23 protein-coding genes are annotated in these 25,578 nt (G+C 68.5%); 16 read left to right on the forward strand and 7 right to left on the reverse strand.

Annotation, left to right across the window (positions count from 1 at the left end; genetic code table 11):
• Window positions 1-79 precede the first annotated feature (79 nt).
• Window positions 80-2,041, reverse strand: coding sequence for a TonB-dependent receptor (locus GH681_RS11325; RefSeq protein ID WP_153161574.1), 1,962 nt, complete (start codon window positions 2,039-2,041; stop codon window positions 80-82).
• Window positions 2,042-2,362: 321 nt separating this feature from the next.
• Here GH681_RS11325 and GH681_RS11330 point away from each other — a divergent pair, with 321 nt between their 5' ends.
• The 6 genes from GH681_RS11330 to GH681_RS11355 all read left to right on the forward strand — a co-directional run bounded on the left by GH681_RS11330 (window position 2,363) and on the right by GH681_RS11355 (window position 10,154).
• The gene (locus GH681_RS11330) at window positions 2,363-4,372 is read left to right on the forward strand and encodes a diguanylate cyclase (protein ID WP_194271212.1); all 2,010 of its coding nucleotides are present in this window, start codon (window positions 2,363-2,365) and stop codon (window positions 4,370-4,372) included.
• A gap of 148 nt (window positions 4,373-4,520) precedes the next feature.
• Window positions 4,521-5,042 carry a hypothetical protein gene (locus GH681_RS11335; protein ID WP_153161576.1) on the forward strand — a complete coding sequence of 174 codons (522 nt, stop codon included), beginning with the start codon at window positions 4,521-4,523 and terminating at the stop codon, window positions 5,040-5,042.
• A 93-nt stretch (window positions 5,043-5,135) separates the two neighbouring features.
• Complete coding sequence (locus tag GH681_RS11340) at window positions 5,136-6,296, forward strand: NnrS family protein (RefSeq protein ID WP_153161577.1); 1,161 nt, start codon at window positions 5,136-5,138, stop codon at window positions 6,294-6,296.
• A gap of 74 nt (window positions 6,297-6,370) precedes the next feature.
• A complete protein-coding gene (locus tag GH681_RS11345; protein ID WP_153161578.1) occupies window positions 6,371-8,896 on the forward strand; it encodes a hypothetical protein in 2,526 nt (841 codons plus the stop codon).
• 102 nt (window positions 8,897-8,998) lie between these two features.
• Window positions 8,999-9,610, forward strand: coding sequence for a hypothetical protein (locus GH681_RS11350; protein ID WP_153161579.1), 612 nt, complete (start codon window positions 8,999-9,001; stop codon window positions 9,608-9,610).
• A gap of 13 nt (window positions 9,611-9,623) precedes the next feature.
• On the forward strand, window positions 9,624-10,154 hold the full coding sequence (locus tag GH681_RS11355) for a DUF6306 domain-containing protein (RefSeq protein ID WP_153161580.1): 531 nt from the start codon (window positions 9,624-9,626) through the stop codon (window positions 10,152-10,154).
• Here GH681_RS11355 and GH681_RS11360 read toward each other — a convergent pair.
• A complete protein-coding gene (locus tag GH681_RS11360) occupies window positions 10,151-11,068 on the reverse strand; it encodes a LysR family transcriptional regulator (RefSeq protein ID WP_153161581.1) in 918 nt (305 codons plus the stop codon). The genes GH681_RS11355 and GH681_RS11360 overlap by 4 nt on opposite strands.
• Window positions 11,069-11,197: 129 nt before the next feature.
• On the opposite strand from GH681_RS11360, the gene GH681_RS11365 reads away from it, so the two are divergent.
• The 6 genes from GH681_RS11365 (at window position 11,198) to GH681_RS11390 (ending at window position 15,059) form a co-directional block, all read left to right on the forward strand.
• Window positions 11,198-11,464, forward strand: coding sequence for a hypothetical protein (locus tag GH681_RS11365; protein ID WP_153161582.1), 267 nt, complete (start codon window positions 11,198-11,200; stop codon window positions 11,462-11,464).
• Between the two features lie 28 nt (window positions 11,465-11,492).
• Window positions 11,493-12,929, forward strand: coding sequence for an NAD-dependent succinate-semialdehyde dehydrogenase (locus GH681_RS11370; protein WP_153161583.1), 1,437 nt, complete (start codon window positions 11,493-11,495; stop codon window positions 12,927-12,929).
• Between the two features lie 13 nt (window positions 12,930-12,942).
• Window positions 12,943-13,521 carry an antibiotic biosynthesis monooxygenase gene (locus tag GH681_RS11375; RefSeq protein WP_153161584.1) on the forward strand — a complete coding sequence of 193 codons (579 nt, stop codon included), beginning with the start codon at window positions 12,943-12,945 and terminating at the stop codon, window positions 13,519-13,521.
• 179 nt (window positions 13,522-13,700) lie between these two features.
• The gene (locus GH681_RS11380; RefSeq protein ID WP_228111878.1) at window positions 13,701-14,297 is read left to right on the forward strand and encodes a cytochrome c oxidase subunit 3 family protein; all 597 of its coding nucleotides are present in this window, start codon (window positions 13,701-13,703) and stop codon (window positions 14,295-14,297) included.
• Between the two features lie 5 nt (window positions 14,298-14,302).
• Complete coding sequence (locus tag GH681_RS11385) at window positions 14,303-14,572, forward strand: cytochrome C oxidase subunit IV family protein (RefSeq protein ID WP_194271213.1); 270 nt, start codon at window positions 14,303-14,305, stop codon at window positions 14,570-14,572.
• Window positions 14,573-14,690: 118 nt separating this feature from the next.
• Window positions 14,691-15,059 (forward strand): RNA-binding protein, encoded by a 369-nt coding sequence (locus GH681_RS11390; RefSeq protein WP_153161586.1) that lies wholly within the window; start codon window positions 14,691-14,693, stop codon window positions 15,057-15,059.
• A gap of 79 nt (window positions 15,060-15,138) precedes the next feature.
• Here GH681_RS11390 and recJ read toward each other — a convergent pair whose 3' ends face one another.
• The 3 genes from recJ to GH681_RS11405 form a co-directional block, all read right to left on the reverse strand.
• Window positions 15,139-16,830, reverse strand: coding sequence for a single-stranded-DNA-specific exonuclease RecJ (gene recJ / locus GH681_RS11395; RefSeq protein WP_153161587.1), 1,692 nt, complete (start codon window positions 16,828-16,830; stop codon window positions 15,139-15,141).
• Window positions 16,827-17,852, reverse strand: coding sequence for a hypothetical protein (locus tag GH681_RS11400; RefSeq protein WP_153161588.1), 1,026 nt, complete (start codon window positions 17,850-17,852; stop codon window positions 16,827-16,829). Before GH681_RS11400 ends, recJ begins: the two co-directional genes overlap by 4 nt.
• 157 nt (window positions 17,853-18,009) lie before the next feature.
• Window positions 18,010-19,455: an SH3 domain-containing protein gene (locus GH681_RS11405; RefSeq protein WP_153161589.1), complete on the reverse strand. Its 1,446-nt coding sequence runs from the start codon at window positions 19,453-19,455 to the stop codon at window positions 18,010-18,012.
• A 188-nt stretch (window positions 19,456-19,643) separates the two neighbouring features.
• Between GH681_RS11405 and GH681_RS11410 the strand changes: the two genes are divergently transcribed.
• From GH681_RS11410 to GH681_RS11425, 4 genes are all read left to right on the forward strand, one after another.
• A complete protein-coding gene (locus tag GH681_RS11410; RefSeq protein ID WP_153161590.1) occupies window positions 19,644-20,897 on the forward strand; it encodes a lipoprotein-releasing ABC transporter permease subunit in 1,254 nt (417 codons plus the stop codon).
• On the forward strand, window positions 20,890-21,573 hold the full coding sequence (gene lolD / locus GH681_RS11415) for a lipoprotein-releasing ABC transporter ATP-binding protein LolD (RefSeq protein WP_153161591.1): 684 nt from the start codon (window positions 20,890-20,892) through the stop codon (window positions 21,571-21,573). Before GH681_RS11410 ends, lolD begins: the two co-directional genes overlap by 8 nt.
• Window positions 21,574-21,745: 172 nt before the next feature.
• Entirely contained in the window at window positions 21,746-22,531 is a 786-nt protein-coding gene (locus GH681_RS11420; protein WP_153161592.1) for a nitrate- and nitrite sensing domain-containing protein, read from the forward strand.
• 45 nt (window positions 22,532-22,576) lie between these two features.
• On the forward strand, window positions 22,577-23,767 hold the full coding sequence (locus tag GH681_RS11425) for a methyl-accepting chemotaxis protein (protein WP_153161593.1): 1,191 nt from the start codon (window positions 22,577-22,579) through the stop codon (window positions 23,765-23,767).
• A gap of 79 nt (window positions 23,768-23,846) precedes the next feature.
• Here GH681_RS11425 and GH681_RS11430 read toward each other — a convergent pair whose 3' ends face one another.
• Together GH681_RS11430 and GH681_RS11435 are read right to left on the reverse strand one after the other, a co-directional pair.
• On the reverse strand, window positions 23,847-24,953 hold the full coding sequence (locus GH681_RS11430; RefSeq protein WP_228111879.1) for a TrkA family potassium uptake protein: 1,107 nt from the start codon (window positions 24,951-24,953) through the stop codon (window positions 23,847-23,849).
• Entirely contained in the window at window positions 24,950-25,489 is a 540-nt protein-coding gene (locus GH681_RS11435; protein ID WP_153161595.1) for a DUF2062 domain-containing protein, read from the reverse strand. The genes GH681_RS11430 and GH681_RS11435 overlap by 4 nt, the downstream gene beginning before the upstream one ends.
• Between the last annotated feature and the right edge of the window lie 89 nt (window positions 25,490-25,578).

Consider the following 25,578-nt stretch of genomic DNA (forward strand, 5'->3'; position numbering starts at 1 on the left):
ACGGCAGACGGGGGCGATGCGCGTGCATCACCCCCGTCAGGGCTGGCTTGCAGTCAGGCGGCGGGCGCTGCCGGCCGGCTTACCAGGTGTAGCGGGCGTTCACCCCGACCATGCCGTTACGGCCCGGGGCGGGCTCGTAGTAGCGGCCGTTGCCGTCACCGACGATCACCGAGCCGATGTAGTTGCGGTCGAACAGGTTGTCGATGCGGGCGAACTCGGTGAAGCGCCACGGGCCGGCCTTCTGCTCGGCGCTCACGCGCACGTTGGCGATTGCGTAGGACGGCGCCGGGGTGGCGGTGTTGGCATCGTTCACGTAGGTGCGGCTGCGGTAGATGCCTTCGATGGCGGCGGTGACGCCGGGCGCGGGCTTCCAGGCCAGATCGCCGAAGGCCGAGGTGCGCGGGATGCCGGGCATGGTGTTGCCGGCATCCACCGGGGTGGTGCTGGCAAAGCCTTCGTCGTAGATCGCCCGCAGCATGGTGAAGGCGAAGCGGCTGGTGAGGTCGCGACGCCAGGCGGTGTCGAAGGCCAGCTCGACGCCCTGACGCAGGGTCTTGCCGGCGTTCTGGTAGCTGGTGCGGCCACCGCTGGAGGCGAGGACGACCAGTTCGTCGTCGGTCTTGACCTGGAAGAGGGCGAGATTGACCCGGCTGCTGTTGCCGACCAGGGCCTTCACGCCGGTTTCCAGGTGCTCGCTTCTGGCCGGGCTGAGGCCGAAGTTGAAGCCGGTGGTGGGCGTCGCGTAGAACATTTCGTTCAGCGTCGGCGTCTCGAAGCCGCGGGCGGCGCTGGCGTAGAGATTGACCGCGGGGTTGAGCTTGTAGACCACGCCCAGCACCGGCGTGGTCTTGCTGTAGTTGCGGCTGCCGCTGTCGTCGCCGTTGATGCCGACGATGTACTTGTCGTCCACCGAGAACTTGACGGCGCTGTAGCGCAGGCCGCCGCTCACGATCCAGTCGCCACGCTGCCACTCGCTCTGGATGTAGGTGCCGGTGCTCTCGACGTTGTCCACTTCCTTGCGGCGCAGGGTGCTCTTCACGCCGCTGCGGTTGTCGTAGCCGCTGCGGTTGTCCTTGCTCACGTCGTAGTCGGTGCCGAAGGTGGTGGTCAGCTTGCCACCGCCGGCCTGGCGCACGGCGATCCAGCGGCCGCCGACGCCGTAAAAGTCGCGGTCGAAGTCCACCACGCCGCCAGAGCCGCGGGTGATGGCGGAGGGAGACGACGGGGCGATGGCCTGGTACTGGATCACGCTGCGCTGGCCGCTGTACGCCGAGAGCTGCAGGGTGTCGGGGCCGAAGCGGCGCTCGTAGGTGACGCCGCCCTGCAGGTGGTCGATGCTCTTGCGGGTGTTGTAGGTGGTGGCCGGGGTCGGGCTGGTCCCGGTGCCCGGGTCGATGGCACGGGGGTTGTTCTTGTAGCTCGCCCAGGTGACGCCCAGCGGATCGTCCGCCCGCTGCCAGAAGCCATTGACGACGAAGGTGAGCTTGCTCACGTCGTCCGGCTTGGTGGTGATCTTGGCGAAGGCCTGCTCGCGGGTGGCGGCGCTGTGGTCGCGGTAGCCGTCGGTCTTGAGGCGGGTGGCGTCGATCACGTAGCCGAGGCCTTCGAGCTGGCCCTGGGCGTTGATCTCGGCCTTGGTGGTGCCGTAGCTGCCAGCGGCAAAGCCGCCTTCAATGCTGGGCCGGCCGGTGGGTTCGCGGGTGAACAGCTGGATCACGCCGCCGGAGTGGTTGCCGTAGATCGCCGAGTAGGGGCCGCGCAGCACTTCCATGCGCTCGGCCATGTCGAGGTTGAAGGTGGCGGCCTGGCCCTGGCCGTCGGGCATCGAGGCGGGGATGCCATCGGCGATGAGCTTCACGCCGCGCACGCCGAAGGCCGAGCGGGCGCCGAAGCCGCGGGTGGAGATCTGCAGATCCTGGGCGTAGTTCTGGCGGTTGTTGGCGATAACGCCGGGCACGGCCACGAGGGCTTCGGATGCGTTGATGCGCGGCTGGCCGGCGGTGATCTGGTCGCGGTCGAGCACGTCGATGGCGGCCGGCATGTCGAAGCTGGCTGCTTCAGCGCGGCTGCCGGTTACGACCACCGGGTTGAGGACGAGCGACGTGCTGTCGTCGGCTGCGTGGGCGATGCCGGCAAGGGCGGAAGTCAGGGCGAGGGCGATGGGGGCGAGGGTGAAACGGGGGGCATTCGGTGTCTCCGTGGGCGACTGTGGCTTTTTTGCGAAACATAGCGTGCCGGCGACCGGCGCGCATCATGAAAATCGTGATATGGGCACCCTGTAACAGACGGTGCCGGGTGGTGCTCGCTATACTTCGTCGAATCCATGTTAACGACATAAGCCATGCCTCCGCTTTGCCGGACCTTGAACGCCGCCCGCCGCGCCGCCGCGTTTCGCGTCGCGATGCTGTGGCTGTTGCTGGGCTGCGGGCAGGCAGTGTGGGCGCAGACCTCCGTGACCGTGCAGCTGCGCTGGCATCACGCCTTCCAGTTTGCGGGCTATTACGCGGCGGTCGAGAAGGGCTACTACAAGGAGGCCGGGCTGGCGGTGCAGCTCAAGGATGCGCGGCCGGGGCTGGACGTGGTGGACGAGGTGGTGTCCGGGCGAGCCGATTTTGGCATCGGCAACAGCGGCCTGCTGATCGACCGCCTGGCCGGCAAGCCGGTGGTGGTGCTGGCCACGATCTTCCAACATTCGCCGCTGGTGCTGCTGACCCGCCGGGAGCAGGGGGTGCCGTCCGTCCATGATCTGATCGGCAGGCGGGTGATGCTGGAGCCCGGCGCCGACGAGCTGCTCGCCTACCTGCGCAAGGAGCGCATCCCGGTCGAGCGGCTCAAGTTCGTGGAGCACACCTTCAACCCCCAGTCGCTCATCAACGGCGAGGTGGACGCGATCAGCGCCTATTCCTCCAACGAGCCGTATTTCCTTGAGGCGGCGGGGATCGACTATCAGGTCTACACGCCCCGATCGGCGGGGATCGACTTCTACGGCGACAACCTGTTCACCACCGAAGGCCTGCTCCGCCGCAGCCCCGAGACCGTCCAGGCCTTTCGCGAGGCGAGCCTGCGCGGCTGGCGCTACGCCCTCGACCATCCGGACGAGATCGCCCGGCTGATCCACACCCGCTACGAGAGCAAGCTGCCCCTCGAGTTCTTCCTCTTCGAGGCGCACCAGACGATTCCGCTGGTGCGGCCTGATCTGGTGGATGTGGGCTACATGAGCACCGGGCGCTGGAAGCACATCGCCGAGGTTTATGCCGAGATCGGCATGCTGCCCCGGGGTTTCGACTTCAAGGGGTTTCTCTACGAGCCCGTGCGGGATGACCTCAACGGCCTGCGCACCTACCTGGGCGCGGCGCTGGGCGTCATCGGGCTGATCACCCTGGTGGCGGCCTACATCCACCACATCAACCGGCGCCTGCACCGCAGCGTGGCCGAAACCCGCCGGGCGGCCGAACGGCTGGAAGCCAGCGAAGAGAAATACCGGCTCCTCACCGAGACGATGAAGGACGTGGTGTGGACGGTGGACACCGACACCCTGCGCTTCATCTACGTGAGCCCGTCGGTCGAGCGCCTGCGCGGCTACACCGCCGACGAGGCCCTCGCGATGCCCTTCGAGGCCACTTTCCTGCCCCGCGACGCCGACGAGATGCGCGCCCTGGTGCGCCAGCGGGCGCGCAGCTTCCTCGACAACCCCGACGGCCAGCCGCGCTTCTACACCGACGAGGTGGAGCAGCCCCGCAAGGACGGCAGCACGGTGTGGATCGAGGTGGTCACCACCTACTGCCGCAACCCGCGTACAGACAAGGTCGAGCTGCACGGGGTGAGCCGCGACATCTCCGAACGGCGGGCCAGCCAGGCGCGCATCGCTTATATGGCCGAGCACGACATGCTCACCGATCTGCCCAACCGCACGCTGGTCACCGACCGTCTGCGCCAGGCGCTGGCGGCCGCCCGTCGCAACCGGCACCGGGTGGCGCTGCTGTACATCGACCTGGACCGCTTCAAGCCGGTGAACGACGCCTACGGCCACGCGGTGGGCGATCAGCTGCTGCGCGAGGCAGCGGTGCGGATGCGCCTGTGCGTGCGTGAATCCGACACCGTCGGGCGCTTTGGTGGCGACGAGTTCGTGGTGCTCCTGCCCCACATCGATTCCATCCACGACGCCGGACTGGTGGCCGAGAAGATCCGCGTGGCCCTCGCCGAATCCTTCCAGATCGACGGCCTGCGGCTCGATGTGTCGTCCAGCATCGGCATCGCCGTGTATCCCGAGCACGGCGCCGACGACGTGAGCCTGCTGCTCCACGCCGATGGCGCCATGTACGCCGCCAAGCACGGGGGCCGCAATCGGGTGACGGTGTTTGGCGAAGACTGAGACGCCCGTCGCATACCCTTACAGTTTCTTACTGCCTTGCCGTTCTTGCGCTTCTACAGTGGGCGCGGTGGCCGGTATTGCCTTGCAGGTTTCCGGCCGATCCTTGCCCGACGTGCAAGAACGAACAGGAACCCCACGCATGTCTTCCATGAAGCGAATCTTGAGCGCGGCGCTCCTCGCCGCGGCAGCCCAGGGCGCGATGGCCACCGATGTCGGCGTGTCGATCGGCATCGGCGATCCCAACTTCTACGGGCGCATCGACATCGGCAATTTTCCCCGGCCGGTGCTGATGTATCCCAATCCGGTGGTGATCAGGCCGGCGCCGTATGCCGCCGCGCCCCTCTACCTGCGCGTGCCCCCCGGCCATGCCCGCGACTGGCGGCGTCACTGCAGGCGCTACGACGCCTGCGGCGTGCCGGTCTATTTCGTGCAGGACGGCTGGTATCGCAACGTCTATGCCCCGCGCTACCGGGCCGAATATGGTGGCCATTACGACCGCCGCGACGAGCGCCGGGACGATCGTTTCGATGATCGCCGGGATCGCCGCGACGACCGCTTTGACGACCGCCGAGACCGTCGTGAGGATCGCCGCGATGACCGGCGCGCCGAGCGTTTCGACGAGCGAGGCGGGCAGGGGCACGGTCATGGGCATGGCCGCGGCCGTGACTGATCCAGCCTGTTCCTGATCAAGGCGTCGGCGGGCGGTGCGGGATAGCGTTGGGGCTCCGGCCTTCAGGGTCGAACCTCTTTTCCTGCTGCGCCCATGAAACTCGCCACCCAACCCCTCTGGCTCGTCGGCTTCCGGCCGTTCTTCCTCCTCGCCTGCCTGGCCGGCCTGGCCCTGCCGGTGCTGTGGGCGCTCGTCTTCACCGGTCATCTGGCGCTGCCGGCGGCGCCTGTCGCGCCGGTTCAATGGCACGCCCACGAGATGTTCTTCGGCTTTGGCTGGGCGGTGATGGGCGGCTTCCTGCTCACCGCCACCAAGAACTGGGTGCAGGTGCGCGGCTACCACGGCGCGCCGCTCGTGGTGCTGGTGGCGGCGTGGTGCTTCGAGCGGGTCGGCATGGCTTTTGGCGGCGGCTGGCCGGCATGGCTGTTCTGGCTGTCGAACCTGGCCTTCCTCGGCACCATTGTCGGCATGCTGCTCGCCACGCTGCTACGCCATCGCCAGCAGGACAGCTTCCGCGACAATTATTTCTTCCTCCTCATCCTGCCCACCTTCCTCGCGGCCAAGCTGCTGGTGCTGGATGAGGCGCACTTCCAGGCCGGTGCGACGATGGCGGTGGGGCTGTTCCGGGTGGCTTTTCTGGTGATGCTGGAGCGCACGCTCACCCAGTTCATGAAGGGCGTGTTCCAGGTGGAGATCCTGCGGAGCCCGCGCCTCGACGGGGCGATCAAGTTCTCGGCGCTGGCGCTGGTCTTCCAGCCCTGGCTGCCTGTCTCGCTGGCGGGCGGGCTGCTCGCGATCTGCGCAAGCCTGCTGCTCGCGCGCTTCACCCGCTGGAAGCCGGGCCTGGCGATGACCCGCATCGACCTGGCGGTGATGTACCTCGGCTACCTGGCCATTACCCTCCAGCTGCTGGTCGAACTGGCCGGGCTCCTCGGCGCCCACGGCTGGACCGGCAGCGTGTCGATCCACCTGTTCACCTTCGGGGTGATGGGGCTGATCATCCCGCCGATGCTGGTGCGCATCTCCAAGGGCCACACCGGCCGCAAGGTGGCCTTCGATGCCGGCGACAAGCTGCTGATCTGGATCATGCTGACGGGGCTGGTGGTGCGCGTGGTGCTGCCCCAGCTGGCGCCCGGCGCCTACATGGCGTGGGTGCATCTGGCGGCGACGTGCTGGTTCCTGTGCTTCGCGATCCTCGGTGGGCGGATGCTGCCGCGGCTGCTGAGCCCGCGCATCGACGGGAAGGAGCATTGAGTCGCGGGGCGCGATGGTCTAACTTGTCATAATCTGGTCCGCATTTGCGGTGGCGGGCAGACGAGGAGAGGATCATGCGTTACCCCAATCTGGGCGGTTGGCTGGGCGCCGCCGCATTTGCGCTATCCCCCGTCGTCGCTGCGATGACGCCGCCGGGCGCCGAGGATCAGGCCTGTCGCCCGGTCGTGCCCCACGATGCGGATGCGGGCATCGCGATCACCCTGGCCGGCGGTGGCACCAAGGCCTCGTCGTTTGCGATGGGGGTGCTGGCGGCGTCGGTCACCAGCCAGCTTGATCTGAGCCGCGATCCCACCCGCTTCGACGGCTCCCTGTTCTGGCAGTCCGATGCGGTGTCGTCGGTGTCGGGCGGAAGCTACGCGGCGTTCTACGCCTACTCGCGGCTGATCCGCAACCGGCCCGAGGCCGGTGCGCCGCAGCCCGCCGACAAGAATCTGCAGCGCTATTTTCGCGACTGCATTCCGGCCGGCCTGCAGTCGCGTTTCTCACCGGAGCTGATCACCGCCGAAGCCGCCCGCCGCGGCATGCCGGAACAGGACCTGTTCTGCCCGACGCCGGTCGGCGCGGGCAGCCGCACCGATCCCGAGGCCCTGGCGGCCGCCCGCGCCTACTGGAACGGGGAGGGGCTGCGGCGCGACACCGTGCACCAGCAGTTCGTCCGCTGCCACGCCGACATCCTCACCTGGCAGCGCTGCGAATTCGGCAACTCCGTCGGCGCCCGCATCCGCAGCAACACGACTTACGGTGCCCTAGCGGGCGTGTGGTTGTCGTCGTTACCGATGGCGTGGGTGGCCAATACCATTTTCGACTGGCCGATCAACCTCTCGCCGCCGCGCATCGTCTATCGCGAAGGCATCGGCATCAGCTACGGCCTGGAACCGGTCGACGCCCGCGCCCTGGAGCGGGACATCAGCGAGGCTGCGCAGGTGGGGGCGGTCAGACACTTCGTGATCGACCAGGGCGCGGAGCGGGGCGAGACGAGCTTTGCCAACCACACGCCCCGCGACAGTGCCGAAGCCGGGCTGCTTGATCGTGGCGACGACGTCCGGATCCGCCCCGATCCGGCGCGGATGACTTTTGCCGGGCTCGCCAGCCTCTACGCCGACGGACGCCAGTCGCCACCGCGCTGGGTCATCAACGCCACCGCGGCGCCGAGCCGCTCGATCCTCGGTTGGTTCGGTCGCAATGACACCAACTTCGACCGTGACATCTTCCACATGACCGCCGATCAGCAGTGCGCTGGCGGCGTGGGGGCGATCAACGTGGACGCTGCGCTGCCCGATCTCGAGAACCACGACCGCAGCTTTGAAAAAGGGCGTCGCAATGCTTCGTTGCTCACTGCGGTCAATGCCTCGGCCGCGTTTTTCGATGCCAACCAGCGGGTGTATGGCCGGTCGTTCGTGCGCTTCAGCGCGGCGCTGGCGCAGCACGTCCTCAACCTCAACTGGGGGCTCGACCTGCGCAACATCGACGAGGCCGGCGTGCCCAAGGCCAGCGACGCCCGCCGGGCCATTCACCTGGCCCTGCCGGCGCCGCTCTACCTGGGCGAATCCTATGCGGCTTACGTGACCGACCACGATCCGGTCTACGTGCGCCTGGTGGATGGTGGCTCGTCCGACAACCTGGGCGCCTACGCCCCCATCGTCGAGGGCGTGAAGGACGTGATCGTCTCCGATCACGCCGAGGACAAAGGCGGTTCGATGGGCGACCTGTGCCTGCTGCGCAACGAGCTGCTGATCCGCAAAGGCCTGCACCTGCACGTGCCGGGCCTCGCCGGCTGGCCGCGCGGCTGCTACGACGATCTGGTGCTGCGCCGCTCCAGCCGCCGCATGGCCGGCACCACCCAGGCCGCCAGAGATGCCCAGGCCGCGCTGGAGGGGGTGGGCGACGCGATGGACGCCCACGGGGAGCCGCGGGTCCGTTCATACCCGATCTGGGGCTGGCCTTATCCCTTCCTGGCCGGCTGCGTGAGTCACGACGCGAGCCCCGACAGCTGTCTGACCGCGCCCCGGACCCGCCTGTGGATCATCAAGCCGGCCTTCGATTACCCCGACTGGCGGCGGCGCCAGACCGCGGAGCGCAGCGCCGACGACCGGGTGCTGACGCGATGCGGCGAGGACGACACGCTGCCCTGTGAGTCGTCCGCCTTTCTGGCGCGCCTGCTCGCCGGCAAGGGGGCCATCGACGACAACCTCCTCACGCCGATCTTCCCGCAGGACTCCACGGTGTCGATGACCATCAACTCCTACGCCGATCTGGTGGGCGCCTACCGGGAGCTGGGCCGCCACTACACCGCGATCGCCACCGGCGAGCTGGACAAGGTGCGCGCCGAAGGGGCGGGCAGCCCGCGCTTCGCCGCGCTGTTGTGCCATCAGGCGGCCCACCCGATCCCGGCCGCGATGGCCGACAAGACCCTGGGCCTGTCGCTGCCCGACTACGAGTTCGCCCTTGAAAAATGGACCCGCGCCGAGCGGGACGCAGCCCGTTACCGCCGCGATCTGCCGTTCGCCGGCTGTTCGACCCTCGGCCTGCCGCTCTTTGCGCCGCTCACGGTGGGCGATCGGGTGCCCAAGGCTTTTTGAGTCGGCCTGTCATCGGTCAAGGCGAGCCCCGGCGGGTGACGCTAGCCTGAATCGCCGCGCTGGTTTCCGGCCGGCGATTCCCGTTTTGAGTGGAGCGTCGCAATGCCTTACCCGCCGTTTTTCGATCTCGTACCCCGTCTGCGCCTGCGCGACCCCCTGGCCGACTTTCTCGGCGCCTTCGACGGCGGTTTCGTCGAATACGGCTACCTGGACGCCGTCAAACTGGCCGGGCATTCGTGCCCGACGGTGGCGAGCGCCTACTGGCTGACCCGCCAGGCGCTGATGGCCCTGTACGGCGACGCCGTGCCCGAACGTGGCGCCGTGAAGGTCAGCTTCCGGGAAGGGCGCAGCGAAGGCGTCACCGGCGTGATCGCCAATGTGGTGACGATGCTCACCGGCAGCACCACCGACAGCGGCTTCAAGGGCCTCGCCGGGCGCTTCGACCGCCGCAACCTGATGGCCTTTGATGTCAGCCAGCCCCTCGGCCTGCGCTTCACCCGGGTCGATACCGGCCGCACGGTGGATGCCGAGGCCCACCTGCGTCAGGTGCCAGCCGACCCCCGGATGGCGCCGCTGATGCAGCGCTGCCTGTCGGGCGTGGCCAGCCCGGATGAGGCGCAGGACTTCCGCGGCCTGTGGCAGGCCCGGGTGCGCAGCGTGCTGCTGGATCACGGCGACGATCCGGCGGTGTTCGTGATCCGCCCGGCCGAGTGACAAGGAGCCCGCGATGAGTGACCGCCCCCGCCGCCCCGACGAGCCCGAAACCCCGGCCCAATCCTCGCCGCCGTGTTACGCGGCGGAGTTTCCCGGCTACTTCGGCGAGACCGCCGAGGGGCCCGATCCCGAAACCATCGAACGCCTCAACGCGCTGCTCGAAGCGGAGCGTGCCGGCGCCCGGGTGCTGGCCATCCTGCGCGACGGGCTCGACAGCCGCAGCCCCGTCCGTGGGGTGCTGGAGCGCCTGCAGAAGGACGAGGGCGCCAACGCGGTGGCGCTCTACAAGACCATCCAGCGCCTGGGCGGCGTGGCGTCCCATGACACCGGCGCCTTCGTCCAGAAGACGCTGGCCATCGACGGGCTCGCGGCGCGGCTGCAGTTTGTGAACAAGGGCCAGGCCTGGGTGGTGCGCAAGATCGAGGAGGTGCTGCCGATGGTGCCGGACGATCTGGCGCGGTCGATGCTCGACGAGATGCGCCGCTCGCATATCGACAACATCGCCGCCTGCGGGGCGCTGCTGCTGGAAGGCCTGGCCGACTAAGCTGGCTGACCGGGAACCAGCCCGACCACCTGCTCGCGCAGCCAGCTGACCGCCGGGTCCACGTGGTTGCGCGGATGCCATGCCATGCGCAGGCCAAAGCCGCCGTCGTCGAAGGGCAGCTCGAACATGTCGAGCACGTTGGCAAAGCGGCTCATCAGCATCGACGGCAGGGTGCACACGTAATCCGAGTAGCGCAGGATCTCGGGCACCAGCATGAACTTCTCCACCGACAACACCACGCTGCGCCTGCGGCCGAGCGCGGCGAGCGTCTCGTCCACATAGCCCCGCATGCTGCCGCCGATCTCGGTGACCAGCACGTGCGAAAGCTGGCAGTAGGCGTCCAGATCCACCGGCCCGATGCCCCGCGGGTGGGCCTTGCGCTGGGCCATCACGAAGCGCCCGTGGAGCAGCGGGCGGGTCTTCATCGACGGCGGCAGCAGGCGGTCGGACGCCAGCAGCAGATCCACCTCGCCGCGCTCCATCTGGGGCGCGATCAGCCCCACGTCGGGGTTGCGGAAGGTGAGCTTCAGCCCGGGCCCGGCCAGCGCCGAGATGCGTTCGATCAGCGGCAGGCCCAGCACCACCATCGCCGTGTCGTTGGCGGCGATCTGGAAGGTGCGCTCGTCCTTTTTCGGATCGAAGCTGGGCTGGTGGCTCACCACCGATTCCAGATCCTTCAGCGCCGAATGCAGCGCCGGGCCCAGGGCCAGCGCCCGCGCGGTGGGCGTCATGCCGCGGCCGGTCTCGGCGGGCAGCAGCAGCGGATCGCCGAACAGCTGGCGCAGCCGCGCCAGATGCGCCGACAGGGACGGCTGGCTCATGTGCAGGCGGCGAGCGGCGCGGGTCACGTTGCACTCGGCGAGGAGCGCGTCGAGGGACACGAGGAGGTTCAGGTCGATCTGGCGCAGGTCCATCGGGTTGTCGGCTCGGAGGTATCGGCTACGGTTATGGGTCGAATATCAACAATCGATTTCAAATATATGTCCCCGGCCCCTACACTGCAACTCATCCGCTGCCCCGGGCAGCATCGAAAGGAGTGCCAGATGGACATCGTCGAAACCCTGCGGGCGATCCCCGCGAACCGTGACCTGCACGACCAGGCAGCCCACGAGATCGAACGCCTGCGCGCCGAAAACGAGATCCTGCGCACGGCGATGGCCTGCGCCGACATCGCCATGGCCGGCGCGCCGATCTGGCATGCCCGCCACCGGGAACTGGCCGAGATCATCGCCAGTCTGCAGCAGGCACTAGCCGAGGCCGCGAAGGCCGAAGCCCGCTACATCGAAACCCACCCGCGCCTGGCGGCCTGACCCGCCGCGCTTACGACGAGGAACCTCCATGCGCTACCCCGACACCCGCCTGCTGATCGACGGCCAGTGGCAGGACGCCGCCGACGGCCGCACGCTGCCCGTGGCAAACCCCGCCACCGGCGCCGAGATAGGCCGCGTCGCCCACGCCGGCATCGCTGACCTGGACCGCGCCCTCGCCGCCGCCCAGAAGGGCTTCGAACTGTGGCGCGACGTGCCCGCCAACGAACGCCAGAAGACCATGCGCCGCGCCGCCGTGCTGCTGCGCGAGCGGGCCGACGCCATCGCCACGATCCTCACCCTGGAGAACGGCAAGCCGCTGGCCGAGGCGAAGATCGAGACCCTCGCCGCCGCCGACATCATCGAGTGGTTCGCCGACGAGGGGATGCGCGTGTACGGCCGCGTGGTGCCTGCCCGCAACCTGGCGGTGCGCCAGCTGGTGCTGAAGGACCCGGTCGGCCCGGTGGCGGCCTTCACGCCGTGGAACTTCCCGATCAACCAGGCGGTGCGCAAGGTGTCGGCGGCGCTCGCCACCGGCTGCTCGATCATCGTCAAGGCCGCCGAGGAAACCCCGGCCGCGCCGGCCGAGCTGATCCGCGCTTTCGTGGATGCGGGCGTGCCGGCGGGTGTCATCGGGTTGGTCTATGGCAACCCCGCCGAGATATCGGGCTACCTGATACCTCATCCGGTGATCCGCAAGATCAGCTTCACCGGCTCGACCGTGGTCGGCAAGCAGCTGGCGGCGCTCGCCGGCCAGCACATGAAGCGGGTGACGATGGAACTGGGCGGCCACGCGCCGGTGATCGTCGCCGACGACGCCGACCTCGATCTGGCGGTCACCGTCGCTGGCGGCGCCAAGTTCCGCAACGCTGGCCAGGTGTGCATCTCGCCGACGCGCTTCCTGGTGCACGAGAGCGTGCGCGCCGAATTCACCACCCGGCTGGCCGCCCACGCGGCGTCGCTCAAGGTGGGCGACGGCCTCACCGAAGGCACCCAGATGGGGCCGCTGGCCAACCCACGCCGGGTGGCGGCGATGGCCGACTTCATCGGCGACGCGGTGGCCCGGGGCGTCACCGTCGCTGCGGGCGGCGCGCGGATCGGCGAGACCGGCAACTTCTTCGCCCCGACCGTGCTGGCCGACGTGCCGCTGGACGCCAAGGTCTTCAACGATGAGCCTTTCGGCCCGGTGGCGGCGGTGCGCGGCTTCAACACCCTCGACGAAGCCATCCTGGAGGCCAACCGGCTGCCCTACGGCCTCGCCGGTTACGCCTTCACCACGTCTCTCAAGCATGCGCACCAGCTCGCCCGGCGGGTCGAGGTGGGCATGTTGTGGATCAACCAGCCGGCGGCCCCGTGGGTCGAGATGCCTTTTGGCGGCCTGAAGGATTCAGGCTATGGTTCTGAAGGCGGCAGTGAAGCCCTCGAGCCCTATCTCAACACCCGCGCGGTGTCGATTCTCAACGCCTGACCCAGAGACAGCCATGGACGCCAGAACCCCCGCCGCCGCCCAGCCCGGCCACGTCACCCGCATCGCCCGCCGCCGCGCCCAGCCGGGCAAGGAGCGCGAGTACGAGACCATCGTCCGCGAGATGTTCCAGTACATGCAGAAGACCCCGGGCTTCCTGGGCGCCGAGATGATCCCGCCCCACACGCCCGGCGAGGAGTATCAGGTGGTGGTTCATTTTGCCTCCGAGGCCGCCCTGGCCGGCTGGGACGCCTGCCCGGGCCGGGCCGAGATGCACCGGCGCCTGCGCGAGGTGGCCGACGCAGAGCCGGACTACCGTAGCCTGTCGGGCCTCGAGGCGTGGTTCGCCCCGGCGGTGGTGCCGGCCTCGATGCATCCGCCCCGGGCGCGCATGGCGCTGGTCACGTGGATGGGCATCTTCCCGACGGTGTCGCTGGTGCTGTGGCTGATCGAGCCGCTGGTGCGCCCGTATCTGCCCTTCCTGCCCAAGGTTGCGCTGCTCACCGGGCTGATCGTGGCGACCATGACCTGGGTGGTGATGCCGCGCCTCACCAAGCTGATGCGGGGCTTTCTCAACCCGCATCTCAAGCAGTAGCCGAGCCGGCTTTCCGGCTTGCCGACGGGCCATCCGCAGCGCTGCGGATGGCCCGTTTTCATTGATGAAACGCAAGGGAAAAATAAAAACTGATCCGCCCGGATCGGTGCAAAACTGTGCCGGTCGGGCCCGCTCGCAGCGGGATACAGTGGGGCCCGGAATCTTCTTGGGAGCAGTCGATGGAACTCGCAGTAGCACCCCCGGCCGGGCGGTCGATGCTGGCGGGCTCGGTGCCGGGCAACCGGGGCATCTGGGTGGGCATCCTGTGCGAACTCACCGAGTTTGCGCTGATGTTCGTGGCCTGGGCGTGGTTCCGGTTCAACCATCCGGAGGATTTTCGCGCCGGCTCGGCGATGCTCCTCACCGGCGCCGGCATCGCCAACACGGTGGTGATGCTCACCAGCGGCTATTTTGCGGTGCGCGCGCTGCTGGCGATCCGCCGGGGCGAATCCCGCGCGGCCAGCAACTGGCTGATCGGCACGCTCGTGGGTGGCATCGGCTTCCTGCTCATCAAGGCGTGGGAGTTCCACTGGAACATCGAGCACGGCGTGGTGGGCACCGGCAACAGCTTCGTGGCGATGTACTACTACCTCACCTTCAACCATCTGGTGCATGTGGTGTGGGGCTGCCTCGGGCTGATCTGGGCGATCCTGCGCTGCCGTTTCGGCGCCTACAGCCCCGATGACCACGAAGGCCTGGAGGCGGCGACGCTGTACTGGCACGCCACCGATCTGGCGTGGATCGTGATCTTTCCGCTGCTCTATGTGCTGAGGTGATGGCGATGACGACACGTACGTCCCCCGAACGGCAGGCCACGTGGGTGTGGCTGGGCCTGGTGGCGCTGACCCTCGGCAGCGCCTGGCTGGGCGAGAGTGCGGCCTCGGCGATGGTGCTGGCCGCGGTGGTGGCCGGCATCGTGGCGGTGAAGGGCCTGCTGGTGATCCGTCACTACATGGGGCTCACCGAGGTCGGCTCGCGGCTGCGTCTGGTGATGCGGCTGTACTTCGTGGTGGTGCCGGCGTTGATCCTGCTTGCCGGCAGCCTCGCCTGAGCTGCGCGTCAGGCCTTGTTGCAGCATTACAAAAATATTCGACGCGACTGGAATGCCTTGCTATTGTGTGAGTGAGCGACCATCTTCCGGGCCGCCTTTCTCTCATGGAGCGCGTCAATTGGGTACCAAGCTTTACGTAGGCAATCTGCCTTACAGCGTCGACAAGGCCCGTCTCGAAGAACTGTTTGGCGAGTACGGCAACGTGACCTCTGCTCAGGTGATCATGGATCGTGAAACCGGCCGCTCAAAAGGCTTTGGTTTCATTGAGATGGGGTCGGATCAGGAAGCCCAGGGCGCGATTTCCGGTCTGAACGGCAAGAACATCGACGGCCGCAATCTGACCGTCAATGAAGCCCGCCCGCAGGAGCCCCGTACCGGCGGCTTCGGCGGTCCGCGGCGTGGTCCGGGCAGCGGTGGTCCTGGCGGCGGTGGCCGTCGTGGCCCCGGTGGTGGTGGCTATGGCGGTGGCGGCGGTGGCCGTTACTGATCAGGTCGCTTCGATCGGCTGATCGAACAATCAACAAACCCCGCTCCGGCGGGGTTTTGTGCGTTTACGCGGCCATGATTTACGCGGCCTCGAAATGCTCGAGCATCAGCTGGATGCTCGACACCCCGTTGTATTCATTCACCGCCAGCCGGAAGGCCGCGTGGATCGACGGCGCGGCGGCGTCGGCGTGGTTGAACTGGATCGCCTCGAGCCGGGTGTTGCCCTTCTTGAGCTGCAGCTTGAGGTGCTTGTCCTTCAGCACGCGCTGGTTCTCGACCCGGAAGACGTCGTCGAAGACCGGCGCGGCGAAGCCCTGGCCCCAGATCTCGCGCTCCAGCAGGCGGGCGGTTTCGAGGTTGTAGAGGCTGTCTTCCAGCGCGCCGTCGGTCTCGAGGCTGCGGGTGAGGTTGGCCGGGTCGATGAGGCTGGTCACGATGCCCTCGAAGAGCTGCTCGAAGCGCGGCAGGTCGTCTTCGCGGATGGTGAGGCCGGCGGCCATCGCGTGGCCACCGAACTTGAGCACCAGCCCCGGCGCCTGCTTGGTGACGAGGTCCAGCGCGTCGCGCAGGTGCAGGCCGGGGATCGAGCGGCCGGAGCCCTTGAGCTCGCCGGGGTTGCCCCGGGCGAAGGCGATGGTCGGGCGGTGGAATTTCTCCTTGATGCGCCCGGCGAGGATGCCGATCACGCCCTGGTGCCAGTCGGGCTCGAAGAGCACGAGGCTGGAGCGGGCGCCCGGGTCGATGGCGTCGAGGTTGGCCATCGCGCCTTCCTGCATCTCGGCCTCGATGGCGCGGCGCTCGCGGTTGAGCTTGTCGAGCTCCTGGGCGATGTTGAGGGCGCGGCCCATGTCATCGGTGATGAGGCACTCGATGCCCAGCGACATGTCGGCCAGCCGGCCGGCGGCGTTGAGGCGCGGGCCGAGGGCGAAGCCCATGTCGAAAGTGGTGGCGCGGGCAGCGTCGCGGCCGGCGGCGGCAAACAGCGCGCGGATGCCCGGCTGCATGCGGTCGGCGCGGATGCGCTGGAGGCCCTGGGCGACCAGGATGCGGTTGTTGTGGTCGAGCTTGACCACGTCGGCGACGGTGCCGAGGGCGACGAGGTCGAGGAGATCGGCCAGGTTCGGCTCGGCCTTGCCCTCGAAGGCGCCCCGGTCGCGCAGCTCGGCTCGCAGCGCGAGCATGGTGTAGAACATCACGCCCACGCCGGCCAGGCTCTTGCTGGGGAACTCGCAGCCGGGCTGGTTGGGATTGACGATCACGTCGGCCTCGGGGAGCTCGTCGCCGGGCAGGTGGTGGTCGGTGATGACGGTGGCGATGCCGTGCTCGCGGGCGGCGGCGACGCCGTCGACGCTGGCGATGCCGTTATCCACGGTGATGAGCACGTCCGGCGCCATCGGCGCGGCGAGTTCGACGATGGCCGGGGTGAGGCCGTAGCCGTATTCGAAGCGGTTGGGTACCAGATAGCCGACCTCGGCCCCGAACATGCGCAGCGCCCGGATGCCCACGGCGCAGGCGGTGGCGCCGTCGCAGTCGTAGTCGGCCACGATGAGCATCCGCGCGCCGGCCTCGATGGCGTCGGCGAGGAGCTCGGCGGCCTCGCGCACGCCCTTGAGCTGGGCCGGCGGGAGCATGGCCTTGAGGCTGTAGTCCAGCTCGTCCTTGCTCTGGATGCCGCGGGCGGCGTAGATGCGGGCGAGCAGCGGGTGCGTGCCGGCTTCGATCAGACGGGTGACGGCGCGGGCCGGGGCCGGGCGGGGCAGGATGCGGGTCATGGCGTGGTGGAGGCGGGTTGCGGCGCCGTGGCGAGCACGGCGGCGAGGGTTTGGGGCTTGCGCCAGAACTTCCACAGGCTGCCGGCCGAGACTTCGAGCTCCAGGCAGTGCTTGTCGCTGGGGGCGCTGATGGTGAGCGTGCGGATGCGCTTGGCCTTGAGGGCGGCGAGGAGCGGCGCGAACCAGTGCTGCTCGAGCTGCTGCAGGGCCGCCTGCCAGGCGGCTGCATCCAGATGCAGGGCCGGGCGCTGGAGGCTGCTCACCACCGCGAAGCCGGTGCCGTCGAGGTAGCGCTCGGTGGGCTCGGGATCGACCCCGGCGAAGCGGGCGAGGCCGCGGGCGAAGGGCGCGTCGGCCTGGATGCGCGGGGCGGGGGCCTGCAGGCGGACATCCGCGGGGCCGGCGCCCCACAGCCACACGCCGTTGATCACGCGCTGACCGGCGGCTTCGCGGGCGGCGTTGACCGGGTGGTTGTAGAGCCACACCTCCAGCTCGTTCGACAGGCGCGCCCAGCGGGCGATGTCCTCGCCTTCGGGCATGAACAGCTGCACTGGCCGGCCATTGACATCGGGAAGCGGGTGAAAAAACGGGCGCGGCTCGTCGGCGAGGGCGACGTACCAGCGGTCGGGCGCGGGCGCCTCGAAGCGGCCGATGTCGGCGAAGGTGTCGTTGAGGCCGGCGATGAGCGTGGCGGTTTCGTCGGCGGTGATGCCGAGGCCCGAGGCGTCGGCCAGCAGGAGCTTGTCGCGGGAGAAGTGCAGGTGCACCGGGTCGCAGCACAGCCAGTGGGCGTCGGCCGCGGGCGGGGCTTCGCCAGCGCGGCGCAGGGCGGCGTAGGGCAGGCGGGCATCGGCCGCGCCGAAGCGGGCGGCGAGCCAGGTTTCGGGCGCGACGGCGGGCTGCCAGCTGGCCTGGGCGTGGCCCAGCAGCGCGGAAAGCGCAGGCAGCGACAGGTCTCCGGCGGCGTGACTGGCACCGCTGCGGGGCCAGGCGAGGCCGGGCAGGACAAGGTGAAACTGCATGGATGCGACGGCGTGGCGGCCGGGCTGGCGAGCCCGGTCGGGGAATGTAAATTCGGGTGCCGAGTCTAGCACGGGCCGCCCGCCGGCCGCGCCGTGCTCAAGGACGCGTCGGGCCGCCTCGGGAAGCGGGCTGGGAGTGGCGCGGCCCTGGGGTGGCTCAAGGGCTGATGCTGAGGTCGGCGATGGCCGAGCCGAAGGCCGTGGAGCACTGGCGGGCCTGGGCTGCGCCGAGGTTGCGGGTTTCGGCCCGCTGGCAGGTGAGGCTGGTGTCGCCGCCGAGGATTTCGAGGGGCAGGTCGCGCAGGCTGCGGGCGTCGGCCGGCGCCGTCGCCACGTTGCCGGAGCCGCTGAAACCGGCCCGCATGAAGTTGCGCGGGCTGTCAGTGACCAGCGCCAGCAGGCGGACGTTGCCGCTGCCCATGTCGCGGGCGGCAAGGCTCACGCTCTGGCTGCCGGTGAAGCGCTCGGCGGGGGCGGCGGGCGAGGGATGGAGCAGCGCGAAGCCGTCGTCCCGGGCTGCAAGCAGGTAGAGCTGCCCGCTCTGGGGGCCGCTCACCGAAACGCGGATCGTCTCGCTGGCGCGATAGCTGCCGCGCATGCCGCCGACGATGACGTTGCGGCGCTCGCTGCGCTGGGCGTGGATCGCCTGCAGTAGCTTGCGGGGCGAGGTTTGCGTGGTGACGGCAAGGCCCGGTGCGGGGGCGATGGAGGGGTTGCCGCCGAGGGTGATGCGTCCGGCGCCGAGGGCGGCCTGGGCGCAGTGGCGCCAGTCTTCGCCGGTGGCGATGCCGCCGCTGGCGGTGAGCGGTGTGCGGCCGTCGAGGCAGTCGCGCAGCGCCTGGGTGCTGCCGCGGGGGCCGGAGAGCGTCAGGGTGTTGCCGGCGCCGCCGGCCGATATTGAAGGCGCCGGGCAGCGGCCGTCGCCGGCGTCGGCCACCACCACCAGCTTGTCGGCCTTGCGGGCGAGGCTCTTCAAGAATCCGGTGAATTCCGGCAGGGGCAGGGCGCCGCCCCCGGCGGTAGGGATGGCGTCGGCGCAGGGCGGGTTGCCGCCGGCGCCGGAGAGGTGGATGAAGGCCCGGTCGTCGGTGCCGAGGCGTGCGTCGAGGGCGGCCAGGGCGCGGCGCAGGCCGTCGGCGTCGAGCTGCGCGGCGGGTGGCTGCTGGAGGTTGGCGTCCGGCACGCCCATCAGGCGGGCGATGGCGGCGGCGGCTTCGCCGTCGGCCCTGGCGCGGGCGGGATCGAGGCTGAGGAGCAGGGCGTGATTGGAGGCGCGGGGTGTGCTGCGGGGCACGAGGCGGGCGTCGCTGCCGGGGCTGGGCTGACTGGCTCTGGCGGCGGCCGGCGCAGGCGTGTCGAGCTGCAGGCTCTGGCGGGGCAGCCAGCCGCTGCGGCCGCCGTCGGCTTCGACCCGATACCAGTCGCGGCGCTCGTCGACGATGCGCACCGTGGCAAGGCGATGGACGGCGCCCACGACCGCCGCGTAGGGGGTTGGATCGGCGCGGAGCTTTTCGGGCGCGGTGAGGGTGGCCGTGTCGGCGGCAAGGCCCGCCATCGAGGCCAGACACAGGGACAGGAAGATCGCGGGCTTGCTGAGGCGCATGACGGCTGGCCGATGATGTTGGGCTGACGGGAGCTTACGGCAGTCGGCGAGGGCTTGGCAAAAGCGACCGGTAGGCGGCAGCGCACGGCGTCACGGTGGCGGGGCGGATGGCGCCTCTCGTTCAAATCGGATATCTGCGGCACAATGCGCCCCTGCGCCGGGCGCCGGCGTTTCTGGTTCCATTGCCGATGTCTTATGAATTCCTGGTCGGCCTGCGCTACACCCGCTCCAAGCGGCGGGCGCAGGGCCGCAATCGATTTATCTCCTTCATTTCGCTGGTCTCGATGCTGGGCATTGCGCTGGGCGTGGCGGCGCTGATCGTCGTGCTGTCGGTGATGAACGGCTTTCAGCGCGAGCTGCGCACGCGCATCCTGGGCGTGGCTTCTCACGTCCAGGTGAGCGGCTATGACGGCGAGCTTGCCAACTGGCAGCGCATCGCCGACGAGGCGGCGAAGCACCCGCGCGTGCGGGCGGTGGCGCCTTTCGTGCAGGCCCAGGGCATGCTGTCCTTCGACCAGACCGTGCGCGGCACGCTGGTGCGCGGCATCCTGCCCGACGCCGAGGACAAGGTGGCGGAGTTTGCCAAGCACATGCGCTTCGGCCAGCTCGACGACCTGCGCGCCGGGGAGTTCGGCATCGTGCTGGGGGCGGATCTGGCCCGGGCGCTGCGGGTGTCCACGGGTGAGAAGGTGACGCTGATCGCGCCCCAGGGGCTGGTGACGCCGGCGGCGATCCTGCCGCGGCTCAAGCAGTTCAGGGTGGTGGGTATCTTTGAAGTGGGGATGTACGAATACGACTCCAGCCTGGCACTGGTGCACCTGCAGGACGCCCAGACGCTGTACCGGATGGAAGACCGGGTGAGCGGCGTGCGCCTCAAGCTCGACGATCTCTTCGAGGCACCGCGGGTGGCGCGGGAGCTACCGCGCTATCTGGATGCCGACACGATGGTGTCGGACTGGACGCGCAGTCACGCCAACTTCTTCCGCGCGGTGCAGATCGAGAAGAACGTGATGTTCATCATCCTGCTGCTGATCGTCGCGGTGGCGGCCTTCAACATCGTGTCGACGCTGGTGATGGCGGTGCAGGACAAGCAGGCCGACATCGCCATCCTGCGCACCCTGGGGGCGAGCCCGGGCTCGATCATGGGCATCTTCGTGATCCAGGGCGCGCTGATCGGCTTCATCGGGCTCGGTCTGGGTGTGGCGGCTGGCGTGGCGCTGGCGCTCAACATCGACGTGGTGGTGCCGGCCATCGAGCAGTTCTTTGGCGTGCAGTTCCTGGCCAAGGATGTGTATTACATCTCCGACCTGCCGTCCGAGCTGCTGTGGTCCGACGTGATCGCGATCACCGTGGTGTCCTTCGTGCTGACCCTCGTGGCGACGCTCTACCCGAGCTGGCGGGCGTCGCGTCTCAACCCGGCGGAGGCCCTGCGCTATGAGTGATGCCGTGATCGAATGCCGCGGGCTGTCGAAGTCCTTCCGCGAAGGGGCGGATGCGGTCGAGGTGCTGCGCGGCGTGACCATGTCGGTGGCGCCGGGTGAGCGGGTGGCGGTGGTGGGTTCGTCGGGCTCCGGCAAGAGCACGCTGCTCCACCTGCTGGGCGGGCTGGACGTGCCGTCGGAGGGTGAGGTGAAGCTGCTGGGTCGGGATTTCTCGACGATCTCGGACGCCGAGCGGGGCCGCCTGCGCAACGAGTCGCTGGGCTTCATCTACCAGTTCCATCACCTGCTGGCCGAGTTCTCGGCCGTCGAGAACGTGGCGATGCCGCTCTTCGTGCGGCGCATGCCCAAGGACGAGGCCCTGGACCGGGCCGCCGAAACCCTCAAGGCGGTGGGCCTGGGGCATCGGCTGGATCACACGCCGGGTGAGCTCTCCGGTGGCGAACGCCAGCGGGCGGCCATCGCCCGGGCGCTGGTGACCAAGCCGGCCTGCGTGCTGGCCGACGAGCCCACCGGCAACCTGGATCGCCAGACCGCCGAGAAGGTGTTTGCGCTGATGCTGGAGCTCGCCGAACAGCAGGGCACGGGCTTCGTGATCGTCACCCATGATCCGCAACTGGCTGCCCGGGCGAGCCGCGTGCTGCGTCTGCAGGACGGGGTGCTCGAATACGGTGCGTGACCGGTGAGACAGTCGGATGCGAGGTGGAAATCGTGATAGCCCGCCGGCTGGCTGCGCATGGTTTTTCAGATAACCATTATTTAATTAGGGTTTCTTAAGTTTACGGGCGGGGGTGTCTATATATGCGCACCCGGGCCCGTGGTGGTCCCGGCGGCGATTTACCGGAGACACCATGAACGCACTATTCGCCCCCGCGGTTGCTCTGCTCAACCGCATGCGCTACCCCAAGAAATTTGCCCTGCTCGGGGTGATCGCGCTGCTGGTGATTGGAACCCTGCTGGCCCAGCTTGCCCTGACCCTTCGCGAGAACATCGACTTCGCCGAGAGGGAGGTCGAGGCGCTGGGAGTGGTACCGCGTCTGCTCAAGGTGATTCAGACGAGCCAGCAGCACCGGGGGCTGTCCTCCGGCCTGCTCAATGGCAACGAAGACATGCGCGCGCCGCTGCAGAAGAAGACCGCCGACGTGGCGGCCGCCTTCAAGGCTGCAGACGAAGCCTTTGCCGGCATGTCGGCCCGATCGGCCGTCAAACGCTGGCCGGATGCGCGCAAGGACTGGTCGGCCCTGGAATCGGGCGGCCTGCAGATGAAGCCGCGGGACAACCTGCTTGCCCACACCGCCCTGATCCGCAAGGTCATGCTCACGCTGCATGACCTGGGCGACGACGGCAACCTGACCCTCGACCCGTCGGCCGACACCTACTACCTGATCGACAACGTGGTCCGCCGGGTGCCGGATGTTTCGGAACGCCTCGGCCGCCTGCGCGCGATGGGGACCGGCGTGCTCGCCGCGAAGGCCCTGGACGATCAGCGGCGCTTCGACATCAGCACCCAGCTGGGTGAGCTGAACATGACCCTGGCGGATTTCAACGAGAACCTCGATCGGGCGGCGGTGGCCAATCCGGCGCTCCGCGGCTCCCTCGAGAAGCTCGGCAAGGAGTTCAACGCCGTCTCCTCGTAGGTCATCAATGCGCTGCAGGAGCGCATCCTGAAGGGCGATTTCGAAATGGCGCCCAAGGCGTATTTCGATCTCGTCACCCAGGCCATCGACATGACCTACGCCAAGACCTACGATGAGCTCATTCCGTCGGTGGATGCGCTGCTGAAGGCGCGTATTGTCGCCCACCAGCGTTCCTTCACCATTGACGCGGTCATCGCGGGGGCGGCCCTGCTGCTGCTGCTTTATCTGTCCGCCGGCTTCTGTGTGGCGGTGTTGCAGTCGGTCAATGAGCTCAAGTCCGGCGCCCAGGCGCTCGCCAACTGCGATCTGCGCTCGCGCATCGAGTTCTCCGCGCAGGACGAACTGCGTCTGGTGGCCGACCAGTTCAACGAAATGGCCCAGGCGGTGGCTGTGGTGATCGGCAAGGTGCAGGGCGGCGCCAACGATGTGGCGAAGGCCGCCGAGGTGCTGGCCCATTCGGCGTCGCAGGTTTCGTCGGGCTCCGAGCAGCAGAGCAGCGCGGCCTCCAGCATGGCGGCGGCGGTCGAGGAGATGACGGTGGGGATCGAGGAGATCGCCAGCAGCGCATCCGAGGCCGAAGGCATCTCGTCGTCGTCGGGCCGGCTGTCGTCGGAAGGCGGCGCGGTGGTTGCCCGGACGGTGACCGAGATGGAGCGCATCGCCAGTTCGGTGCGCGATTCGGCCCAGGTGATCCAGCAGCTCGGCGATCAATCCACCCAGATCTCGGCCATCGTCAATTCGATCAAGGAGATCGCCGACCAGACCAACCTGCTGGCCCTCAACGCCGCCATCGAGGCGGCCCGGGCCGGTGAGAGCGGGCGCGGCTTTGCGGTCGTGGCCGACGAGGTGCGCAAGCTGGCCGAGCGTACCGCCAAGGCCACTGGCGAGATCACCGGCATGGTGGTGTCGATCCAGAACGGCACCGAAAAAGCCGTGGCGACCATGCAGGACGGCGTGACCCGGGTGCAGGATGGCGTCGTGCTGGCCGGTCAGGCCGGTAACGCGATGAACCAGATCCACGCCGGCGCCACCCAGGTGGTCGGCGCGGTCGCCGATATCTCCGCCGCGCTGCGGGAGCAGGGGGCCGCGAGCACCGAGATCGCCCGCAATGTGGAGCGCATCGCCCAGATGGCCGAGCAGAACAGCGCCGCGGTGCGCGATACCGCCAACACCGCCCATCGTCTGGAAGGGCTGGCCCAGCAGTTGCGGGCCGAGGTGTCCCACTTCCAGATCTGATCGCCGGGCTTCGGCCCGAAACGGAAACGCCCCGGTGTGCGACGCTGCATGCCGGGGCGTTTCTGTTTGTGGGGCCGGTTCAGTCGGGCAGCAGCGCGCTTTCGAGTTCCTGCCGGCCCAGCGGTGAGGCCATCGCGATGACCAGCTGGCCTGGAGCCAGCATGAATTCCTTGGTCGGATTGAAGACCACTTCGCCATCCTTGCGCACCGCCAGCAGCACGTAGTTGGGGCTGCGCAGGCGCAGGGTATCCAGCGCGCGGGGCTCGAAGTTGTCGGGCACGCGGATCTCTTCCAGGCGCAGCTTGAGTTCGGAGCGCAGCATTTCGTCCAGGAAGGACACCACGTGGGGGCGGATCATGCTGGAAGCGATCCGCATGCCGCCGGTGAAATCCGGCGAGATCACGCTATCGGCGCCGGCCTTGCGGAGCTTCTCGGCGTTGCGCACCTCGTGGCAGCGGGCAACGATCCGGATGCTGGGGTTGAGCTGCTTGGCGGTGAACACGATCATCAGGTTGCGGCTGTCGTCGCCGGTGACGGCAAATACGCCCTGGGCATCCATGATGCCGGCCGATATCAGCAGATCGTCGTCGCTGGCGTCGCCACCCAGATAAACCAGGCCGGGCAGACGTTCCCTCTGGGCTTCCATGGCCGCCTCGTCGGCGTCGATGGCCACGTAGTGGCGGTGGGTGGTGGTGAGCTCGTTGGCCACGTTGCGGCCGACCCGGCCGAAACCGCAGATGATGTAGTGGCCGTGGAGCTTGCGAATCTGCTTTTCCATGCGTCGTCTCCGCAGGGTGTAATCGAGGTCGCTTTCGAGGAAGAAAACGGTCAGGCTGGTAAAGAGGAAGGTCACGGCGCCAAAGCCGGCCAGGGCGATGAGGCCGGCGAAAAGGCGTTCGGCAAAGCCGTCGATCTGCACGACTTCGCCATAGCCCACCGTGGTGACGGTGATGATCGTCATGTAGAAGGCGTCGGAGAAGCTCGCATTGTCGCCGCCAGCGTAATAGAAGCCGGCGGTGCCGACGGCCATCAGCGCGACCAGGAAGCCGGCGGCGAAGTAGATGCGCAGCAGGATGCGCGGCAGCTGGCTGGTGCGCCGGCCGTTGGGCGTGACTGCAACGGCCTTCGGGCGCCGCCGGAGGTGCAGCAGGCGGCGCAGCAGGGCGATGAGATAGGCGATCTTCAAGACAGGCTGTTCCGGCGTTTTCGCCACTGGTGGATGAGATAACTGCGCCATGCGACGCGGGTCAGGAGGTAGCCGGCGAGCGACAGCCCCGAGGCCAGCACCACCAGCCCGAGAAAGAGCGGCTTGCCGAGCCCGGCGACCCACGCCAGCAGTGCGTCGAGCCAGCTGGCCAGGCTGCCTGCGCCCCATTCGGGCGGCGCGGTGAAGTGGCCGGCACCGGGCCCGAGAATCCATTCGCCGATGGCAAAGGCCGCCACGTAAAGGGGCAGGATGGTAAACGGATTCGTGTAGAGGGTTGTGAAGAGCGCCAGCGGAAGATTGACGCGAAAAACCATGCAGCACAGCGCCGCGCCGAGCATCTGGAAGGGGCCGGGAATCAGCCCGCAGAACATGCCGACCGCCACCGCTCCGGCCGCAGAGTGGCGGTTGAGGTGCCACAGGCGGGGGTGGAACAGGGTCGATCCAAAGGGCGCAAGCCAGCGGTTGGCGGCGAGCGTCTCGTGGTCCGGCAAGTAGCGCTTGAGCAGTCGTCGCATGTCTGTGTGGTCATCGCCGAACGATGATGACCTTGTCTCCATCAGGGATTCTAACCGACTCGCCCCGAGTTGGCGTCGGCCGCACGGAA

Origin of the sequence: Zoogloea sp. 1C4 (assembly GCF_009469605.1) — a bacterium.
GTDB lineage: Bacteria > Pseudomonadota > Gammaproteobacteria > Burkholderiales > Rhodocyclaceae > Zoogloea > Zoogloea oryzae.

Coding starts and splice junctions, on each gene's coding strand:
- lolD (WP_153161591.1), top strand. CDS start 20,890: ATGAGTGATGCCGTGATCGAATGCCGCGGGCTGTCGAAGTCCTTCCGC.
- GH681_RS11370 (WP_153161583.1), top strand. CDS start 11,493: ATGCGCTACCCCGACACCCGCCTGCTGATCGACGGCCAGTGGCAGGAC.
- GH681_RS11405 (WP_153161589.1), bottom strand. CDS start 19,455: ATGCGCCTCAGCAAGCCCGCGATCTTCCTGTCCCTGTGTCTGGCCTCG.
- GH681_RS11360 (WP_153161581.1), bottom strand. CDS start 11,068: ATGGACCTGCGCCAGATCGACCTGAACCTCCTCGTGTCCCTCGACGCG.
- GH681_RS11365 (WP_153161582.1), top strand. CDS start 11,198: ATGGACATCGTCGAAACCCTGCGGGCGATCCCCGCGAACCGTGACCTG.
- GH681_RS11325 (WP_153161574.1), bottom strand. CDS start 2,041: ATGCCGGCCGCCATCGACGTGCTCGACCGCGACCAGATCACCGCCGGC.
- GH681_RS11350 (WP_153161579.1), top strand. CDS start 8,999: ATGCCTTACCCGCCGTTTTTCGATCTCGTACCCCGTCTGCGCCTGCGC.
- GH681_RS11335 (WP_153161576.1), top strand. CDS start 4,521: ATGAAGCGAATCTTGAGCGCGGCGCTCCTCGCCGCGGCAGCCCAGGGC.
- GH681_RS11355 (WP_153161580.1), top strand. CDS start 9,624: ATGAGTGACCGCCCCCGCCGCCCCGACGAGCCCGAAACCCCGGCCCAA.
- GH681_RS11420 (WP_153161592.1), top strand. CDS start 21,746: ATGAACGCACTATTCGCCCCCGCGGTTGCTCTGCTCAACCGCATGCGC.
- GH681_RS11425 (WP_153161593.1), top strand. CDS start 22,577: ATGGCGCCCAAGGCGTATTTCGATCTCGTCACCCAGGCCATCGACATG.
- GH681_RS11375 (WP_153161584.1), top strand. CDS start 12,943: ATGGACGCCAGAACCCCCGCCGCCGCCCAGCCCGGCCACGTCACCCGC.
- GH681_RS11380 (WP_228111878.1), top strand. CDS start 13,701: ATGGAACTCGCAGTAGCACCCCCGGCCGGGCGGTCGATGCTGGCGGGC.
- GH681_RS11385 (WP_194271213.1), top strand. CDS start 14,303: ATGACGACACGTACGTCCCCCGAACGGCAGGCCACGTGGGTGTGGCTG.
- GH681_RS11435 (WP_153161595.1), bottom strand. CDS start 25,489: ATGCGACGACTGCTCAAGCGCTACTTGCCGGACCACGAGACGCTCGCC.
- recJ (WP_153161587.1), bottom strand. CDS start 16,830: ATGACCCGCATCCTGCCCCGCCCGGCCCCGGCCCGCGCCGTCACCCGT.
- GH681_RS11345 (WP_153161578.1), top strand. CDS start 6,371: ATGCGTTACCCCAATCTGGGCGGTTGGCTGGGCGCCGCCGCATTTGCG.
- GH681_RS11340 (WP_153161577.1), top strand. CDS start 5,136: ATGAAACTCGCCACCCAACCCCTCTGGCTCGTCGGCTTCCGGCCGTTC.
- GH681_RS11400 (WP_153161588.1), bottom strand. CDS start 17,852: ATGCAGTTTCACCTTGTCCTGCCCGGCCTCGCCTGGCCCCGCAGCGGT.
- GH681_RS11410 (WP_153161590.1), top strand. CDS start 19,644: ATGTCTTATGAATTCCTGGTCGGCCTGCGCTACACCCGCTCCAAGCGG.